Raw genomic sequence first — 18,435 nt, forward strand, 5'->3', positions numbered from 1 at the left:
TCCCTCGCCAGAGGGCGGGGCGTTCGGCTTTTTGGGACTCGCTTCACGCGCGCGGGCGAGTCAACGCCGCTGCGCCGGCGTCGCGTCCGGCCGAGAGCCCGAAGACGGCGGCCGCGCCGGCGAACGCGTACCCGACGCCGCACACCGCGCTCCACCCGCCCCACGCCCACGCACTGCCTGCGAGCGCCGCGCCGAGCGCGCCGCCGATGAAGAACAGCCCGACGAACAGCCCGTTCAGGCGGCCGCGTGCGGCCGGGTTCAGCAGGTTGATCGCGCGGCGGCCGATCGTCTGGTCGACGATCACGCCCGCGTCGAGCAGCGCCGCGCCGCCGGCCAGCAGCGCGAGCGCGAGGCCGCGATGCGCGTGCGCGTCGAAGCCGAACCAGCCGGCACCCGCGATCCCGAGCAGGGCGAGTGCCACGAGCATCGTGCCGTGCGCGATCCGCTGCGCGGCCGGCCCGTGACCACGGTCGCCGGCGCGGCCCGCGAGCGGCGTGACGATTGCGCCGCTCGCGCCGGCGAACGCGAACCACGCGATCCCGTGCAGGTCGAGGCCGAACGGCGGCTGCGCGAGCCGCAGCCCGACCGCGGTCCAGAATGCGCTGAACGCGGCCATCGCGAGCGCGGCCGACAGCGCATGCCGGCGCAGCACCGGCTCGTCGGCCAGCAGGCGCCCCATCGACGCGAGCAGCGCGCGGTAGCCGGCCATGATCGACGGCGTGCGCGACGGCAGGCGCAGGGCCAGCACGACGGCGATTGCAGCGTTCGCAAGCGCGGCCAGCAGATAGAAGCCGCGCCAGCCGGCCGAGCCCGCGATCAGGCTCGCGAGCGGCCGCGACAGCAGGATGCCGAGCATCAGCCCGCTCATCACGTTGCCGACCGCGCGGCCGCGCTGCGCCTCGGGTGCCATCGCCGCGGCCATCGGCACGAGCATCTGGATCACGCTCGACGCGCCACCGGCCACGAGGGTGGCGAGCAGGAACACGGTGCCCGACCGCGTGAACGCGGGCAGCGCGAGTGCAGCCGCGCATGCGGCCAGCGTCGCGACGATCAGGCGGCGGTTCTCGAGCAGGTCGACGAGCGGCACGAGCAGCACGAGCCCGGCCGCGTAGCCGAGCTGCGGCAACATCGCGACGAGGCCGGCAAGGCCGGGCGGCAGATGCAGATCGGCGCTGATCGGGCCCGTCAGCGGTTGCGCGGCGAACAGGTCCATCACGATCACGCCGACCGTCGCGGCGAAGAACAGCGTCATGCCCGAGCTCAACGCGGGCGGCGTGCCGGCGGGCGTGCTTTCGGGCGTGTGGACGGCGGCGCGGCAACGGTTGGCGGGGCAGTTCATCGGAAGCCTGGCGAGTGGGTCGAAGGAGTCCCCATCGTAGGTGCCCGATGTTTATGCGACAATTGAAATATCTCTAACATGATTATGCGAGTTTGTTTTGAATACGCGTGATCTCCAGGCGTTCGTCGCGGTGGTCGACAGCGGGTCGATGGTCGCTGCGGCCGCGAAGCTCCACCTGACGCAGCCGGGCCTGACGCGGCGCGTGCAGAATCTCGAAACGCTGCTCGGCATGTCGCTGCTCGAACGGCAAAGCAAGCCGCTGAAGCCGACTGCCGCCGGGCGCGACGTCTACGCGCTCGCGCGCAACGTGCTGGGCGCGGTCGACGAGCTGATGGCGGCGGGCTCGCCGGACAGCGAGCCGTCCGGCGAGCTGCGCATCGGCGTGCCGCCGTTCCTGTCCGAGCTGGCGCTCGAGCAGCCGATCGACCGGCTGCGCGACGCGTTCGGGCGCCTCACGCTGCGCGTGACGGCCGGCTGGTCGCCGGCGCTGATGCAGGGCGTCGAGCGCGGCACGCTCGACGTCGCGGCCGTGATGGTGCCGGCGAGTTCGGTACTGCCCGATACGTTCACGTCGACTCTGCTCGGCACCCAGCCGACGGTGCTCGTCGCCGCGCGCGACTTTCCGCTGCCCGACGGCCCGTTGTCGATCGACACGCTGTCGCGTTTTCCGTGGGTGCTGAGCCAGGACGGCTGCGGGATGCGTTCGGCGCTGAGCCGCACGCTCGGCGCGGCCGGGCTGCCGTTCGACGTCGCGGTCGAGGCGTTCGGCTCGGAGCTGCAGCTGTCGCTCGTCGCGCGCGGCGCGGGCATCGGCATCGCCGCGCCGAACGCGCTGGCGCGCAGCGCGCACCGCGACGCGCTGAGGGTGGTGGAAACGGCGGGACTCGAGACGCGGATCAACGTGTGGATCGTGCACGGCGCGCTGCCGGGCCGGCTGGTGCGGCCCGTCGCGCTGCTGCGCGATGCGCTCGGCGAAGTGCTCGACCGGGAAAACAGGGTGGGGTCAGATGCAGTGAAGGCGATCTAGAGTCGGCATTCGAGGGAAAGTCCGTATTTTCTCTACGGAAATGTTGCATTGCGGAAACCGATTCGCTAGAATTGCACCTGTCTCCTCCATGTCTCCTCTGATATGGATTCAGCCCGCCTCTTAGGCGGGCTTTTTTTTGCCTGCGATTTTGCCGCGGCATGCCATGCGTCGTCCGTCGCGGCGCTCAGAACTTGTACGTCATCCCGACGTAGCTGATGATCGGGTCGGCCTTCAGGTCCGATTTCGATTCCGAGAGCACCGTGCCGTCGGCCGCCTTGATCGTCACCGTCGACGTCGTCTTCAGCGGGATGTACGTCACCGACGCGATCAGCCCGAAATGCTCGGTCATGTTGTACTGCAGGCCGGCGTTGAACACCGGCTGCCATGACGACGACGCCTTCGCCTCCACCGATGTCGTACCCGGCTTGCCCGCGCCCGCCGCGAGAATCGCGCCGAGGTTGTCCTGGGTCTGCTTGATGAAGTTCGTGTTGAGCTGAAGGTCGCTGAACCAGTTGTACGACACGCCGAGGCCGAGGAACGGCCGGAACTTCGCGGTGGCCTGCCCGAAGTAGTACTGCAGCAGCACGGCCGGGCTCCACTGCCGCACGCTCTTCACGATCGGGTTGACCGACGCGAGCCCGATGTTCTGCGTGCCGAGCGCGCCGGCCGGGCCGGGCGGCTTGATCGTGCCCTGGCCCGACACCTTGAACACCGGCGGCACGCCGGCCACCGACGTGACCGCGATGTGGTCGGTCAGGAAGTGGCTGACCGTCAGGCCGACGGTGTCGGCGCCGCTCGTGTGCAGCCCGGTGCCCGGCGACGTGAACGACGGCGGCAGCCGCAGCGGTGTGTTGATCGGTGTCGGTGCGACGTTGGTCGTCATCGGCGTGCTGCTCTGCTGCGGCATCACGTGGAACCAGCCCAGCGTGACGACGTTGCTGCCGGCGCTCTGCGCGTGCGCCGCGAGCGGCGCCAGCACGGCGGCGCCGGCCGCCGCGCAGCGTAGGGTTCTCTTCATCACGGCATTCCCCTCCGCTTACTGGACGAACGCGCCGATCGTGAAATACGGCGTCGATCCTGCGTTGTCGAGGAACCCGAACACGCCACCCGTGAAGATGAACTTGCCGGTCGGCGTCGTGCTGCTGGCACCCGTGTGGATCGTCGTGACCGTGCCCGGCACCTTCTGCGTGTAGTCGAGATCCAGCGGGGTCGCGAGCGAGGCCTGCGACGCGTTGAACGGATCGAGCAGCGTCGCCTGGTTGTTCGCCAGCGCCGTGGTGCGGTAGTCGAACTGGCTGTCCACACCGATGTACTCGCCGTTCTGCGAGCCGACCGCGACCGTCGTCTGCGGCGCGAGGATCGAGATGCTCGATTCGTCGTCGGCGGTGAGGCCCGGCACCCCGTTGCTGTCGGGCGTCGGGTTCGGGTTCGCCACCCCGGTGCGCACGAGGATCGGCACGAGCTGGTTGCGCAGCTTGCCGACGATCATGAAGGCCTTGCCCTGCGGCGTCGTCGACAGCGTCGGTTTCAGCTGGCTCGCATAGTTGTTCGACTGGAATGCGCCGCTGCCGTCCGCCGACTGCACGAAGTTCGTGCCTCGCTGCGTGCACGCGCCGCCGGCGAACTGGCCGGTCGAGTCGCACTTGGTCCAGGTGCCGTCGGCGTTGATCGTCACCTTCGCGTCGATCGATGCCGGCGCGAAGTTCTGCGACGGCACTTCACCGAAGCCCGTGTGACTGTACGTGCCCGCCACCTTCGTGATGTCGGTTTCGATCGACGAGAAGCCGATGAACGGGTAGTACGGGAATTTCGTGTCGGGCACCGCGGCCTGGCCGAGCACGCCGTTGAACTGGATCTCCTTGCCGGGAATCGTGCCGCCCGCGACGCCCATGCCGACGAAGATGCGCGCCGGGCGCGACGGATCGAGGCTCGCGCCGTTCAGGCGGAATGCGCACTGGTTCAGCTTGTTGGTCGGCAGCAGCGTTTCCTGTGTGAGCGTGCCGCTGTCGACGGTGCCCGCGCGGGTCGGCACGACGGTGCCGGTCGTTTGCGGAACCGGCGATTCGACATAGGTGACCTGCCAGGTCATCTTGGTCGTGTCGAGCTGGACCTTGGCGAGCTCGCCGCTGCCCGCGCCGCCCGTAAACACGGTGGTGTAGTCGAGCGAGGCAGGGCAGAGCCGGTCTTCGACGAGCGGGGGCGGATTGTCGCCGCCGCTGCCGCTGCCGCCGCAGGCAGAAAGAAGGGGGGCGGCAAGGGCCGCCGCCAGAATGAGGTTGCGCTTCATGTTGCTCCTCCAGATTTGTCTTGTGCGGCGGCCAGCTCCCTGTCGGCCGCTTCTGTTGCTTGTGCTCGTCCTGCCTGCGCCGTGCCGCGCGCTCGTGCGTCACGCGACGGCGGCCAGCCCGCCGTCGCGTCCTCGTCCGCTACTTGCTGATCTGCGCGCCCACGCCGAAGTACGGTGTCGACGAAGTCGTCGAGTTCGCCGACGTCGACGTGACGCCGCCGTTCACCGTGCCCTGGATCAGCGCCGCGTACAGCCCGCCCGTCGCGATCACCACGCCCGATGCGGACGGGTAGGACGCGCCGCTCGGCGGTGTCGTCGTCGCGTTCAGCAGGCCCGGCGTCGCCTGGCCGTAGTCGAGCGTGAAGCCGTCTTCCTCGACCTGCGTGCTCGGGTTGATGAACGACGCGTTGCTGCCGCGGATCAGGGCCGCCGTGTACTTGAAGTTCGAGTCCGCGCCCGCGTAGCCGCCGTCGATCGCGCCCGACTGGATCGCCGTTGCCGCACCGAGCACCGCGATGCCCGATTCGTCGTCGACCTGCGCGTCGGTATGCAGCGGCGGCGTGCCGAGGTTCACGTTGCCTGTACGCACGATCACCGGCACCGTCGCGCCGTTGAGCTGGCCGATCACCATATGCGCGGTGGCCGACTTGCCGGTCGCGCCGACGATCGGCAATTGCGTCTGCGGCAGCGTCTGCGGCGCCTTCGTGCTGTCGAAGTAGCCGCCGTTCGCGCTCGTCTTCCACGGGTCGCCGGTCGTCTGGCAGCCGCCCGAGCCGCTCGACGTGCACGCGCCGTTCGCATCGAACGTCTCGCTCGAGTTCGTGCCTTTCGTCGCGTAGTCGCCCGACGGCACCAGGTGGTAGATCAGCGCGTTGTACGTGCCCGGCAGCTTCGACAGGTCGGTCGTCGTGTTCGCGAAGCCGAGGAACGGATAGAAGTCGAAGTGACGGTTCGGCACCTTGCCGACGTCCTTTGCCACCACGATCGGGCCGACGGCGATCGTCAGCCCGTCGTACTGGATCGTCGCGCCGGGAATGCCGCCGCCCGCGACGCCCATGCCGACCAGCAGCATCGGCGGGTTCGCCCGGTTGAAGTCGGCGGCTGTCGAATAGGTGGCGCCGCTCGGCGCCTTGCCCGTGCCCGGCGTCAGGATGAACGCGCAGCGCGTCTGTTCGGCGGTCGGCAGCGTGCCGGCCGGCGGGTGCATGACCGCACCGGTGATCGTCGTGCCGGCGCGGCTCGGCGTGACCGTGCCGGTCGCGAGCGGAATCGGCGATTCGAGCCACTTGAGCGTATAGGTCATCGCCACGGCGTCGATGTTGACGCTGACGATCTCGCCGCTACCGGCGCCGCCGAGGTACGTGCTCTTCACGATGTCCGCGTTGGCCGGGCACAGCGCGCCGTTGACGGGCTGCGAAGGCGGCGGCCCTTGCGTGCCGCAGCTCGATCCGGAACATTGGGGCGCATTGATCGGCGCGGGTGCGCCGCCGTCCCCCCCACCACATGCAACCAGGAAAGGGGCAATGGCAAAGGCCGTTGCCACCCCCTTCGATAAGGCGTGCGACATGCCGCTGTCTCCAATCGTTTAATTGTGCGAGCTAATGTCGCTGCCTGGATTTTTGCTGTCAATTGATGAACCCGTCTAAAAAAGGCGATTGAAACGGGCATCGTGTTTTGAATCCTTGTCCGACACGGTATTCAGTAAGAATTAAAACGTGCGACAGGCTGCCTGAAGCTGCCGGAGTGGGGGATGTGCGACGCCGGACAGGCCGGCGAAGAGCCTTCCTGCGTATAACGGCAGCGTTTAAAGCGGTCGGTATCCGGTTTATCCCTATTCGGGATTGACTGGATAAAGAGGGGGTGGAATTAATTCACTGGTAATCGCGCAATCGAAAGCTTGTAAATATTTGTAAATGCGCGATCGGTAATTTTTTTATATATTGCGTGATACCGGTAAATAAAAAGCCGGCCAGTGGCCGGCTTTGCATTGCATGCGATGTTGAATCAGCGTTTGAGACCCGCATCCTCGGCCGCGCCGATGTTCAGGTTCATGCACTGGATCGCGGCGCCCGATGCGCCCTTGCCGAGGTTGTCGAGGCGCGCGACCGTGACGAAGCGCTCTTCGTTGCCGAACACGAACAGGTCGACGCGGTTCGTGTCGTTGTTCGCCTGCACGTCGAAGAAGCCGCCGTCGAGGTTCGCGTCCGCATCGAACGGCGCGACGCGCACGAAGGCTTCGTCCGCGTAGTACTCGGCGAACACGCGCTGCACGTCCTGCGGCGTCGCGCGTTTCGCGAGCTGCCCGGGCGTGAAGTAGGTCGTCACCGCGAGGCCCTTCAGGAACGGGCCGACGATCGGCGTGAAGATCGGCGGGTTCGCGAGGCCCGTGTGCGCGGCCATTTCCGGCAGGTGCTTGTGCGTGAGGCCGAGCGCGTACGGGCGCGGGCTCGCGAGCTTGCCGCCCGGCGCCGCGCTTTCGTAGTCGGCGATCATCGACTTGCCGCCGCCGCTGTAGCCGGTGATCGAGTAGCTGTGCGCGGCGAACGTCGGTGCGACGATGCCCGCATCGACGAGCGGACGCATCGCGAGCACGAAGGCCGATGCGTGGCAGCCCGGCACCGCGATGCGCTTCGACGTGCGAATCTTCTCGCGCTGCGCGCGGGTCAGTTCCGGCAGGCCGTAGGCCCAGTCGGCGCTGGTGCGGAACGCGGTGCTCGCGTCGATCAGCGTCGTGTTCGGGTTCTCGACGAGCGACGCCGATTCGCGCGACGCGACATCCGGCAGGCACAGGAACGTGACGTCCGACGCGTTGATCAGGCGGCGGCGCTCTTCGACGTCCTTGCGCTTCGCTTCATCGATGCGCAGGATCTCGATGTCGCTGCGTGCCGACAGGTATTCGAAGATCTTGAGGCCGGTCGTGCCTTCCTGGCCGTCGACAAAAACTTTGGTGCTCATTTCGCTCTCACTGAATGAAACGGGGCCCGCGCCCTGAATCCGCCATTTTAAGACGTCATCCGGCGGGCCTGCATCGCGCGGGTCGAAAAAAAGACGGCCGGCGGGCCGTCTTGTGTCCCTTTGACGTTCACCGGCGCGCTCGCCGGCGCGTGCTCAGCCGCGGCCGGCGACCCAGCGGGCCGTCGCTTCGGCGACCCGCCGGCCGAATGCCTTCCCGGTTTCGAGGTCGCCCGGCAGCGGGCCTTCGTCGGGCGTCGCATCGGCCGGCGACTGCGCGAGCAGGCCCGTCGAGCCGCCCAGGTAGTTGATGTCGTTGCGCGTCGCCGCCTTCGAGTTGGCCGGCATCAGGCTCGTGCCGACCCACACCATCCCGTGCTGCATCGACAGCGTGACGAAGTATTGAATCGTCGAGAACTTGTCGCCGTTCATGGTCGCGGAGTTCGTGAAGCCCGCGGCGATCTTGTCCTTCCATTTCTGCGTGAACCACGCTTTCGACGTTGCATCGGCGAATTGCTTGAACTGCGCCGACGGGCCGCCCATGTAGGTCGGTGCCCCGAAGACGATCGCATCGGCCGCGTCGAGCGCGGCCCAGCCCGCGTCGTCGACGTCGCCGACGGCGAGCAGGCGCACGGTCGCGCCGGCGTCCTGCGCGCCCGCGTGAACGGCCTCGGCCAGTTTCTGCGTGTGACCGTAGCCGCTGTGATAGACGATGACGATGTTCGACATGAGGCGTTCTCCGGAAAGGAACGGGAACGGCGGCCGCAGCGGCACGCCGCGTCACGCGTCGCCGGCCGGCGACGCGACGGATGCGCGGCGTGGCGCCGCGACCGGTGACGACGAGTCTAGCAAGCCGAAATGACGCGAAAACACGCGGGCGCGGAATACGCCTGGAATGCGCCCGGAGTACGCCAGTGCGCGGCGGCAGGCAATCGCGGCGGCGCGCGGCAGGGGGCGATGCCCGTCGCCGGATGCCCGTCACCCGTTATTGCCCGTAGTTGACCGTGAGTTGCGCGGTGCCGATCGCCAGCGTGCCGATCTCGTGCTCGAACATCGGCGCGGGGCGCCCCTGCGCGACGCGCAGGTCGTCGCCCTTCAGCGCGTAGACGGTGACCACGTAGCGGTGCGGCTTGCCGGGCGGCGGGCACGGGCCGCCGTAACCGTCGATTCCGAAGTCGTTGCGCGCTTCGCTTGCACCGATGCGCCGCAGGAAGCCGGATGCGCTCGCGTCGGCGGGCAGGCTCGTGACCGTCGCGGGAATGCCCGCCACGGCCCAGTGCCACCAGCCGTGCCCCGGCGCGTCGGGATCGAAGATCGTGACCGCGTAGCCGCGCGTGCCGGGCGGCGGGTTGTGCCAGGCGAGCTGCGGCGAGTGGTTGCCGCCCTTGCAGTCGCCGCGGTCGAACACGTTCGCGGCACGGACGCGCCCGCCCGGCGTCAGGTCGTCGCTCGTCACGGTGAACGCGCCTTCTGCATGCGCGGGCACGGCGCTAAACGCGGCGGCATAAAGGAGGGCGAGGTGGGCGAAGAGAGCGAGGAGGGCGGCAAGGAACGGCGACGGGCGACCCGATGGCGCAGGCGGAGTGATCCGGCGATCCACACGCATATGGCGCTTCTCCCGTCACGTGGGCCGGACCGATGCTTCCGGCGTTGTTGGCGTTGTGCGTTGCCCGCGCAGCTGATGGCGACGATGGATCAAGTCTAGCATTAGGGTTCGATGAGCGATGCACACCGCGACCCATCGCCGCGATCGTTTGCTGCGCGAATCGGCGGACGAAAAAAAACCGCCCGCGATGAAGCGGGCGGCTTGTTCAGCCAGGACGCCGGCCTGCGGGCCGGCGCGGCGTCATTCCTTCGGGGCCGTCGCGCCGCCGTGCGCCGCCGACCACTCGGCCGGTGCGTGCAGGAATTTCTCGACTTCGTCGAGCGTCTTCGTCTCGAAGTAGCCCGAAGCCTTCGCGACGCGCAGCACGTCCCACCACGTGGCGAGCGCGTGCAGGTCGACGTCGATGTCCTTCAGGACCGACACGCTTTCCTTGAAGATGTCGTAGTGGAACAGCACGAAGCAGTGGTTCACCGTCGCGCCCGCGGTGCGCAGCGCGTTGACGAAGTTGATCTTGCTGCGGCTGTCGGTCGTCAGGTCTTCCACGAGCAGCACGCGCGAGCCTTCTTCCAGATGGCCTTCGATCTGCGCGTTGCGGCCGAAACCCTTCGGCTTCTTGCGCACGTACTGCATCGGCACCATCATCCGGTCCGCGATCCATGCCGCGAACGGGATGCCGGCCGTTTCGCCGCCCGCCACCGCGTCGATCTGCTCGAAGCCGATGTCGCGCGTGATCGTCGTTTCAGCCATTTCCATCAGCGCGCGGCGCACGCGCGGATACGAAATCAGCTTGCGGCAGTCGATATAGACGGGGCTCGCCCAGCCGGACGTGAAGATGTACGGTTTTTCTGCGTTGAAGTGCACTGCCTGCACTTCGAGCAGGATTTTGGCGGTCGTATCCGAGATCGACTGACGATCGTAGCCTGTCATGGGCATTCCTTGGGTGATGAGCGAAGAGCGGGCGCGGGCCCGGTGGCGCAGCAAGGGGAACCTGCCCTGGGGGCCGGGGCGCGATCGGAGGGCCAATCGCATCGCTGCGCGCGTAGCCGGCTATTTTACCCGATTCAGGCCGGTTTTCGGCGGAATTCGCGCGGGTTCGCCGCTCGGCTCGCCACCGGCGAAACAAACGGGGCGGGACCGCTTGCGCTGATGCGGAGGATGCGGCGCTGCACCAACGGAGGTCATTTAGGGGGTGTACACTAGGCGACCCTTAGAAATCGTTCAGTACTTTGTACTTTCCTCTTGCCATCCGCCAAGGTTCGATGGCGTGCCGACCCGGCGCGCTGCGTGCCGTCTCGCAGTCGACCATCCCCTCGATTCAAGCAGACGCGGCCCAAGGTGCTGTGTACTGAACCGTCAATATTTCGCATGTCTCTCGCAGGTCAATCATGGACGAACAACTGAAGCAGGCCGCACTGGCTTATCACCAGAACCCGAAACCCGGCAAGATTTCGGTCACCCCGACCAAGCCGCTGTCGAACCAGCTCGACCTGTCGCTCGCGTATTCGCCGGGCGTCGCCGCTGCGTGCGAAGCGATCCACGCCGATCCGCTCGATGCGCAGAAGTACACGTCGCGCGGCAACCTCGTCGGCGTCATCACGAACGGTACGGCCGTGCTGGGCCTCGGCAACATCGGCCCGCTGGCCGCGAAGCCGGTGATGGAAGGCAAGGGCTGCCTCTTCAAGAAATTCGCGGGCATCGACGTGTTCGACATCGAACTGTCGGAATCCGACCCCGACAAGCTCGTCGAGGCGATCGCGATGCTCGAGCCGACGCTCGGCGGCATCAACCTCGAGGACATCAAGGCGCCGGAATGCTTCTACATCGAGCAGAAGCTGCGCGAGCGCATGAAGATCCCCGTCTTCCACGACGATCAGCACGGCACCGCGATCATCGCGTCGGCCGCGATCCTGAACGGCCTGAAGGTCGTCGGCAAGAAGCTCGCCGAAGTGAAGCTCGTGTGCTCGGGCGCGGGCGCCGCAGCGATCGCGTGCCTGGACCTGCTGGTCAACCTCGGCCTGACGAAGTCGAACATCCTCGTCGCCGATTCGAAGGGCGTGATCTACGAAGGGCGCGGCAATCTCGATCCGTCGAAGCAGCGCTATGCGGCGACCACCGACGCACGCACGCTCGCCGACGCGATCGTCGGCGCGGACGTGTTCCTCGGCTGCTCGAGCGCGGGCGTGCTGAAGCAGGACATGGTCAAGACGATGGGCGACAAGCCGCTGATCCTGGCGCTCGCGAACCCGGAACCGGAAATCCGCCCGGAAGACGCGAAGGCCGTGCGCCCGGACGCGATCGTCGCGACCGGCCGTTCGGACTACCCGAACCAGGTCAACAACGTGCTGTGCTTTCCGTTCATCTTCCGCGGCGCGCTCGACGTCGGCGCGACGACGATCACGGAAGAAATGAAGCTCGCGTGCGTGCGCGCGATCGCCGAACTGGCGGAAGAAACCGACCAGAGCGAGGAAGTCGCGAAGGCGTATGAAGGCCACTCGCTCGAATTCGGGCCGGACTACCTGATTCCGAAGCCGTTCGATCCGCGCCTGATCATCAAGATCGCGCCGGCCGTCGCGCAAGCCGCGATGGATTCGGGCGTCGCCACGCGTCCGATCCAGGACATGGACGCCTACCGCGAGCAGCTCGGCGCGACCGTCTACCGCACCGGCATGGTGATGCGCCCGGTGTTCGCGACCGCGAAGCAGAAGCAGGCGCGCATCGTGTTTGCCGAAGGTGAAGACGAGCGCGTGCTGCGCGCCGCGCAGTTCGTGCTGCAGGAAAAGATCGCGAAGCCGATCATCATCGGCCGTCCGTCGGTCGTCGACATGCGCCTGCAGAAGATCGGCTCGAAGCTCAAGGCCGGCACCGATTTCGAAATCGTCGATCCGGAAGACGATGCGCGCTACCACCGCTACTGGCAGGCGTATCAGGAGATCGGCGCGCGCGACGGCGTGACGCCGGAAGTCGCGAAGGCCGCGATGCGCAAGTTCAACACGCTGATCGGCACGATGCTCGTGCACCTGGGCGATGCGGACGGGATGATCTGCGGGATGATCGACACGTTCCACAGCCACCTGAAGTTCATCGAGCAGGTGCTGGGCCGCGCGAAGGGCGCCGAGCACTTCGCCGCGATGAACCTGCTGATGCTGCCGGGCCGCAACCTGTTCGTGTGCGACACGTACGTGAACGAGCTGCCGAGCGCCGAACAGCTCGCCGACATGACGATCCAGGCCGCGGCCGAGATCGAGCGCTTCGGCATCGCGCCGAAGGCCGCGCTGCTGTCGAACTCGAACTTCGGCAGCGCGCCGTCGGCGTCGTCGCGCCGGATGGGCGAGGCTCGCAAGCTGATCGTCGAACGTGCGCCGAACCTGGAAGTCGACGGCGAAATGCACGGCGACGCGGCGCTGTCGGAAATGATCCGCAAGCAGGCGTTCCCCGGCACGACGCTGTCGGGTGAAGCGAACCTGCTGATCATGCCGAACGTCGAAGCGGCGAACATCGCGTACAACCTGCTGAAGATGGTCGGCGGCGAAGGCGTGACGGTCGGTCCGTTCCTGCTCGGCGCGGCGAAGCCGGTCCACATCCTGACGCCGGCTGCGACCGTGCGCCGGATCATCAACATGACGGCCGTTGCCGCCGCGAACGTGAACACGAAGTAAGTCCACGCCCGCGTGTGCCGCGCTTCAGGCGCGGCGCAAGGAAAAACGCCACGGAACCTGCGTTCCGTGGCGTTTTTTTATTGCGAATCGCCGGCCGGGGCGGGCGTTCGAACCGCGAATGCCCGCGTCCGTCGGCTGGCCGTTACGCGACCTGCTGGTGCGACTGGCCGCCTGCCGGCGCTCGCCACTTCGCGAGCAGCGTGCTCCACTTCTGGCGTACCGCGCGCAGGTTGTTCTCCTTCACGTGGCCGTAGCCGCGAATGCCGTCCGGCAGCGCCGCGAGCTCGAGGGCGAGCGGGCGGTTGGCCGCGTTCAGCCTGGCCAGCACTTCGTCGATCAGCGCTTCGTACTCGCCGATCAGCGCGCGCTCGGAGCGGCGTTCCTCGGTGCGGCCGAACGGGTCGAGCCCCGTGCCGCGCAGGAACTTCGCCTTCGCGAGCCAGCGGAAGGCCGTCATCATCCACGGGCCGTACGCCTTCTTCACCAGGTGGCCGTGTGCGTCCGTCTTCGCGAACAGCGGCGGCGCGAGGTGGAATTTCAGCTTCCAGTCGCCTTCGAACTGCGCGGACAGGCGCGCGAGGAACGCGGGATCGGACTGCAGCCGCGCGACCTCGTATTCGTCCTTGTACGCCATCAGCTTGAACAGGTTGCGGGCGACTGCTTCAGTCAACTGCTCCTGCACCGTGTCGCCGTCCGCCAGTGCGCGCTCGGCGGCGCGCACCTTGTCGACGAACGCCGCATAGCGCGCGGCATACGCGGCGTTCTGGTACGCGGTGAGGGATTCCACGCGCTTCGCGATCAGTGCGTCGACGGCCTTCTTCGTGTGCAGCGCGATCACCGTGGCGCCTTGCGCGGGGCGCGCGTCGCCGGCCGCGGCCTGCTTCACGCTGGCCAGGTCGTACGCGGCGCGGCGGCCCCAGTCGAATGCCGCACGGTTCTTCTCGACCGACACGGCGTTCAGCTCGATTGCGCGTTCGAGCGACGCGAGCGTGAGCGGCAGCCAGCCTTTCTGCCATGCGTAGCCGAGCACGAACGGGTTCGTGTAGATCGCGTCGCCGAGCAGCGCGACCGCGAAGCGGTTCGCGTCGATGAAATCGACGGCTTCACCGGCCGCCGCGCGGATGTCGTTCTCGGCGGACAGGCCCGGGAACGCCCAGTTCGGGTTCTTGATGAACTCGGCGGTCGGCGTCTGCGCGCTGTTGACGACCACGCGCGTCGTGTCGTGCCGCATCCGCGACGTGCACTCGTCGCCGGCCGTGACGATCGCGTCGCAGCCGATCACGAGGTCGGCTTCGCCCATCGCGATCCGCGTCGCGTGGATGTCGGTCGGCGCGTGCGAGATCTGCACGTGGCTCATCACGGCGCCGCCCTTCTGCGCGAGGCCGGTGACGTCGAGCACGGTCACACCCTTGTTCTCCAGGTGCGCGGCCATCCCGAGCAGCGCGCCGATCGTGACGACGCCCGTGCCGCCGACGCCCGTGACGAGCACGCCGTATGCGCGGTCGATGTCCGGCAGCGTCGGTTCGGGAATGGGCGGCAGTGCGTTGCCGTCGACCGACACGGCTTTCGGCTTCTTCAACTGGCCGCCCTCGACCGTGACGAAGCTCGGGCAGAAGCCCTTCACGCACGAGAAGTCCTTGTTGCAGCTCGACTGGTTGATCTGGCGCTTCGTGCCGAATTCGGTTTCGAGCGGCTCGACCGACAGGCAGTTCGACTGCACCGAGCAGTCGCCGCAGCCTTCGCACACCGCGTCGTTGATCACGACGCGCTTCGCCGGGTCCGGATAGGTGCCGCGCTTGCGGCGGCGGCGCTTCTCGGTCGCGCAGGTCTGGTCGTAGATCAGGATCGTCGTGCCTTCGATCTCGCGCAGCTCGCGCTGCACGTCGTCGAGCTGGTCGCGATGATGGATCGGCACGCCCGGCGCGAGCAGCGCCTTCTGGCTGTCGTACTTCTCCGGCTCGTCGGTGACGATCACGATCTTCTTCGCGCCTTCCGACGCGAGCTGGTGCGTGATCTGCGGCACCGTCAGCACGCCGTCGACCGGCTGGCCGCCCGTCATCGCGACGGCGTCGTTGTAGAGGATCTTGTAGGTGATGTTCGCTTTCGACGAGATCGCCGCGCGCACCGCCAGCAGGCCCGAGTGGAAATAGGTGCCGTCGCCGAGGTTCGCGAACACGTGCTTCTCGTCCGTGAACGGCGCCTGGCCGATCCACGGCACGCCTTCGCCGCCCATCTGGCTGAAGGTGCTCGTGTTGCGGTCCATCCACACGGTCATGTAGTGGCAGCCGATGCCGGCGATCGCACGCGAGCCTTCCGGCACGTTGGTCGACGTGTTGTGCGGGCAGCCCGAGCAGAACCACGGCTTGCGCTCGGTCTGCACGTGCGGCTTCGCGAGCGCCATTTCCTTCGCGTTGATCACCGCGAGCCGCGCGGCGATGCGCGCGCGCACGTCGGACGGCAGCTCGAACTTCTCGAGGCGCGTCGCGATCGCCTTCGCGATGATCGCGGGCGACAGCTCGTAGTGCGCGGGCAGCAGCCAGTTGCCCATCGGCACCGACCATTCGCCGCCGGCGCCGTCCTTTTCGTCGAACTTGCCGAACACGCGCGGCCGCTGGCCGTCGGGCCAGTTATACAGTTCTTCCTTGATCGCGTATTCGAGGATCTGGCGCTTTTCCTCGACGACGAGGATTTCGTCGAGGCCGCGCGCGAACGCCTGGGCGCCCTGCGCTTCGAGCGGCCACACGCAGCCGACCTTGTAGAGCCGGATGCCGATCCGCGCGCAGGTTTCGTCGTCGAGGCCGAGGTCGGTCAGCGCCTGGCGCACGTCGAGGTAGGCCTTGCCGCCGGTCATGATCCCGAAGCGCGCGTTCGGCGAATCGATTTCGATCCGGTCGAGCTTGTTCGCGCGCACATAGGCGAGCGCCGCATACCACTTGTAGTCGAGCAGCCGCGCTTCCTGCACGAGCGGCGGGTCGGGCCAGCGGATGTTCAGGCCGCCTTCCGGCAGGATGAAGTCGGTCGGCAGCACGATCTCGGTGCGATGCGGGTCGATGTCGACCGATGCCGACGATTCGACCACGTCCGTCACGCACTTGAGCGCGACCCACAGGCCCGAGTAGCGGCTCATCGCCCAGCCGTGCAGGCCGAAATCGAGATATTCCTGCACGTTGGACGGGAACAGCACCGGCAGCCCGCAGGCCTTGAAGATGTGCTCGGACTGGTGCGCGAGCGTCGACGATTTCGCCGCGTGGTCGTCGCCGGCGAGCACCAGCACGCCGCCGTGCTGCGACGAGCCGGCCGAGTTCGCGTGCTTGAAGACGTCGCCGGTGCGGTCGACGCCCGGGCCCTTGCCGTACCACATGCCGAACACGCCGTCGTGCTTCGCGCCGGGGTACAGGTTCACCTGCTGCGAGCCCCACACGGCGGTGGCGGCGAGATCTTCGTTGAGGCCGGGCTGGAAGACGATCTGGTGGGCGGCCAGGTGCTGCTTGGCTTTCCAGAGTGACAGATCGAGGCCGCCGAGCGGCGAGCCGCGGTAGCCGGAGATGAAGCCGGCCGTATTGAGACCGGCGGCGCGGTCGCGTTCCTGCTGGAGCATCGGCAGGCGCACGAGGGCCTGGATGCCGCTCATGTACGCGCGACCGCGCTCAAGGGTGTATTTGTCGTCAAGCGTGACGGACTTCAGCGCGGCTTCTAGCGACGCGCGTTGGTCTGCGTCTAGCGGGGCATTCATTAACTGTCTCCTCCACCCGGTCTGGGATCACCAAAACTTCGGTTGCGTCGGCATCTTTTGGACGCGTCGGCAGTGGCCGGCATGTTCGCCGGTTTTAAGCGATGGTAGCACTGGGGCAAACCCGCCGCCCATCGGTTGGAATGCGGGGAGAACCGCGGCGGCGCACCGCGAAAAAGGGCTGAATCATGCGTTACATCATGTAAAAGCATGTAAGGCCGCGTTCATCTGCGCGCAAATGCCGTTAATCTTGTCGGCCTGCCGGAGGTGCCCGGTCGCGTCGGTCTGTTTCGACGCATCGGGGAGGCGCCGGCAGTTTTACAGGAGGTGCAATGAACACACGTCATATCCAGAGTTTCCTGATCGTGTCCGCCGCGTTTTTCTCGATGACCGGCCCGGTGCACGCGCGAGGCGCGAGCGCACTGGCGGCAGCCGGCGCGCAGATGCAACAGATCGCGCCGGCCCAGGACGCCGTCGCACAGCCGTCGGCCGAGCGCGCCGTCGCGTCGAAGGCGAACGCGCGTTGATCCGTTCGCGCGGCCGGCGGGCCGCGCCGGAATGCAAAAAGGGCGGGAATCCTCGGATTCCCGCCCTTTTTCTTTGTGCCGCCGGGTCGGGCGGGTTGCCGGGTTGCCCCGGGCAGCCGCCCGCCGGATGCGTCAGGCCTTGTCCTGCACGACGCCGCGACGGATCTGGTCGAGCTCGATCGATTCGAACAACGCCTTGAAGTTGCCTTCGCCGAAGCCCTGGTTGCCCTTGCGCTGGATGATCTCGAAGAAGATCGGTCCGATCTGGTTCTCGGTGAAGATCTGCAGCAGCAGGTCGTCGCGCGCGCCGTCGATCAGGATCTTGCGCTTCTTCAGTTCGTCCAGCGATTCGCCGTGGTTCGGCACGCGGCGGTCGACCAGTTCGTAATACGTGTCGATCGTGTCGAGCAGCTTCACTTCCTTGCTGCGCAGGCCGTCGACCGCCTGGTAGATGTCGTTGGCGCCGAGCGCGATGTGCTGGATGCCTTCGCCGTGGTATGCGTCGAGGTATTCCTGGATCTGGCCGGCCGTATCCGAGCCTTCCTCGTTGATCGGGATGCGGATCTTGCCGCACGGCGACGTCATCGCCTTCGACTTCACGCCCGTCACCTTGCCTTCGATGTCGAAGTAGCGCACTTCGCGGAAGTTGAACAGGCGCTCGTAGAACTCGGCCCACTCCTGCATGCGGCCGCGATGCACGTTGTGCGTCAGGTGGTCGATATAGGTGAGGCCGTGGCCGACCGGGTTCGGGTTCGCGCCGGCGATCGGCTCGAAGTCGACGTCGTAGATGCTGATGTCGCCGATTGCGCCCGGCTGCGCGCCGTTCTTGCCGCGCCAGCGGTCGACGAAGTAGATCAGCGAATCGCCGATGCCCTTGATCGCCGGGATGTTCAGCTCCATCGGGCCCGTCTTGTTGTCGAAGCCCCATGCGCCGAGTTCGAGCGCGCGCTTGTACGCCTTCGCGGCATCCTGCACGCGGAACGCGATCGCGCAGATCGACGGGCCGTGCAGGCGCGCGAAGCGTTGGGCGAACGAATCGGGTTCGGCGTTGATGATGAAGTTGATGTCGCCCTGGCGGTACACCGTCACGTCCTTGTGGCGGTGGCGCGCGATCGCGGTGAAACCCATCCGTTCGAACAGCTGTCCGAGCGCTTTCGGGTCCGGTGCCGTGTATTCGATGAATTCGAAGCCGTCGGTGCCGACGGGGTTGTCCCAGTTCGGGATCTGCATGGCGTGTCTCCTGTGGGGGCGATCGGCCGCGGCGACGTGCGCCTGTCCGGCCTGGGTCGATGTCGAACGTGGCACACGCGG

Annotated in this window: 13 protein-coding genes; 3 read left to right on the plus strand and 10 right to left on the minus strand. The window is 67.1% G+C overall.

From position 1 onward, the window contains the following. Positions 1 to 43: 43 nt before the first annotated feature. A complete protein-coding gene (locus tag PQB87_RS01560) occupies positions 44 to 1,339 on the minus strand; it encodes an MFS transporter (RefSeq protein WP_233345750.1) in 1,296 nt (431 codons plus the stop codon). Positions 1,340 to 1,436: 97 nt separating this feature from the next. Here PQB87_RS01560 and PQB87_RS01565 point away from each other — a divergent pair, with 97 nt between their 5' ends. Beyond that, entirely contained in the window at positions 1,437 to 2,366 is a 930-nt protein-coding gene (locus PQB87_RS01565) for a LysR family transcriptional regulator (RefSeq protein WP_233345749.1), read from the plus strand. Positions 2,367 to 2,550: 184 nt separating this feature from the next. Here PQB87_RS01565 and PQB87_RS01570 read toward each other — a convergent pair whose 3' ends face one another. The 7 genes from PQB87_RS01570 to PQB87_RS01600 all read right to left on the minus strand — a co-directional run bounded on the left by PQB87_RS01570 (position 2,551) and on the right by PQB87_RS01600 (position 10,138). Then, positions 2,551 to 3,384 (minus strand): OmpW/AlkL family protein, encoded by an 834-nt coding sequence (locus PQB87_RS01570; protein WP_042974143.1) that lies wholly within the window; start codon positions 3,382 to 3,384, stop codon positions 2,551 to 2,553. Between the two features lie 18 nt (positions 3,385 to 3,402). Then, positions 3,403 to 4,653 carry a DUF2957 domain-containing protein gene (locus PQB87_RS01575; RefSeq protein WP_059687841.1) on the minus strand — a complete coding sequence of 417 codons (1,251 nt, stop codon included), beginning with the start codon at positions 4,651 to 4,653 and terminating at the stop codon, positions 3,403 to 3,405. Between the two features lie 139 nt (positions 4,654 to 4,792). Next, positions 4,793 to 6,220 (minus strand): DUF2957 domain-containing protein, encoded by a 1,428-nt coding sequence (locus tag PQB87_RS01580; RefSeq protein WP_174415934.1) that lies wholly within the window; start codon positions 6,218 to 6,220, stop codon positions 4,793 to 4,795. Positions 6,221 to 6,657: 437 nt separating this feature from the next. Then, the gene (gene argC / locus PQB87_RS01585; RefSeq protein ID WP_021158583.1) at positions 6,658 to 7,608 is read right to left on the minus strand and encodes an N-acetyl-gamma-glutamyl-phosphate reductase; all 951 of its coding nucleotides are present in this window, start codon (positions 7,606 to 7,608) and stop codon (positions 6,658 to 6,660) included. 153 nt (positions 7,609 to 7,761) lie between these two features. Beyond that, on the minus strand, positions 7,762 to 8,334 hold the full coding sequence (locus PQB87_RS01590; RefSeq protein WP_021158582.1) for a flavodoxin family protein: 573 nt from the start codon (positions 8,332 to 8,334) through the stop codon (positions 7,762 to 7,764). A 256-nt stretch (positions 8,335 to 8,590) separates the two neighbouring features. Then, positions 8,591 to 9,211, minus strand: a complete 621-nt coding sequence (locus PQB87_RS01595) for a YbhB/YbcL family Raf kinase inhibitor-like protein (RefSeq protein WP_059687839.1) — start codon at positions 9,209 to 9,211, stop codon at positions 8,591 to 8,593. Between the two features lie 240 nt (positions 9,212 to 9,451). Beyond that, entirely contained in the window at positions 9,452 to 10,138 is a 687-nt protein-coding gene (locus tag PQB87_RS01600) for an orotate phosphoribosyltransferase (RefSeq protein WP_489242499.1), read from the minus strand. Between the two features lie 458 nt (positions 10,139 to 10,596). Here PQB87_RS01600 and PQB87_RS01605 point away from each other — a divergent pair, with 458 nt between their 5' ends. Beyond that, entirely contained in the window at positions 10,597 to 12,867 is a 2,271-nt protein-coding gene (locus tag PQB87_RS01605) for an NADP-dependent malic enzyme (protein WP_027788595.1), read from the plus strand. A gap of 142 nt (positions 12,868 to 13,009) precedes the next feature. Here the strand turns inward: PQB87_RS01605 and PQB87_RS01610 are convergent, their stop codons facing one another. Then, positions 13,010 to 16,600 (minus strand): indolepyruvate ferredoxin oxidoreductase family protein, encoded by a 3,591-nt coding sequence (locus PQB87_RS01610; RefSeq protein WP_489242500.1) that lies wholly within the window; start codon positions 16,598 to 16,600, stop codon positions 13,010 to 13,012. A 329-nt stretch (positions 16,601 to 16,929) separates the two neighbouring features. Between PQB87_RS01610 and PQB87_RS01615 the strand changes: the two genes are divergently transcribed. Next, the gene (locus tag PQB87_RS01615) at positions 16,930 to 17,124 is read left to right on the plus strand and encodes a hypothetical protein (protein WP_027788593.1); all 195 of its coding nucleotides are present in this window, start codon (positions 16,930 to 16,932) and stop codon (positions 17,122 to 17,124) included. Positions 17,125 to 17,256: 132 nt separating this feature from the next. Here the strand turns inward: PQB87_RS01615 and hppD are convergent, their stop codons facing one another. Further along, positions 17,257 to 18,354 carry a 4-hydroxyphenylpyruvate dioxygenase gene (hppD, locus tag PQB87_RS01620; protein ID WP_059687838.1) on the minus strand — a complete coding sequence of 366 codons (1,098 nt, stop codon included), beginning with the start codon at positions 18,352 to 18,354 and terminating at the stop codon, positions 17,257 to 17,259. Between the last annotated feature and the right edge of the window lie 81 nt (positions 18,355 to 18,435).

This window comes from Burkholderia sp. KL41 (assembly GCF_057005415.2).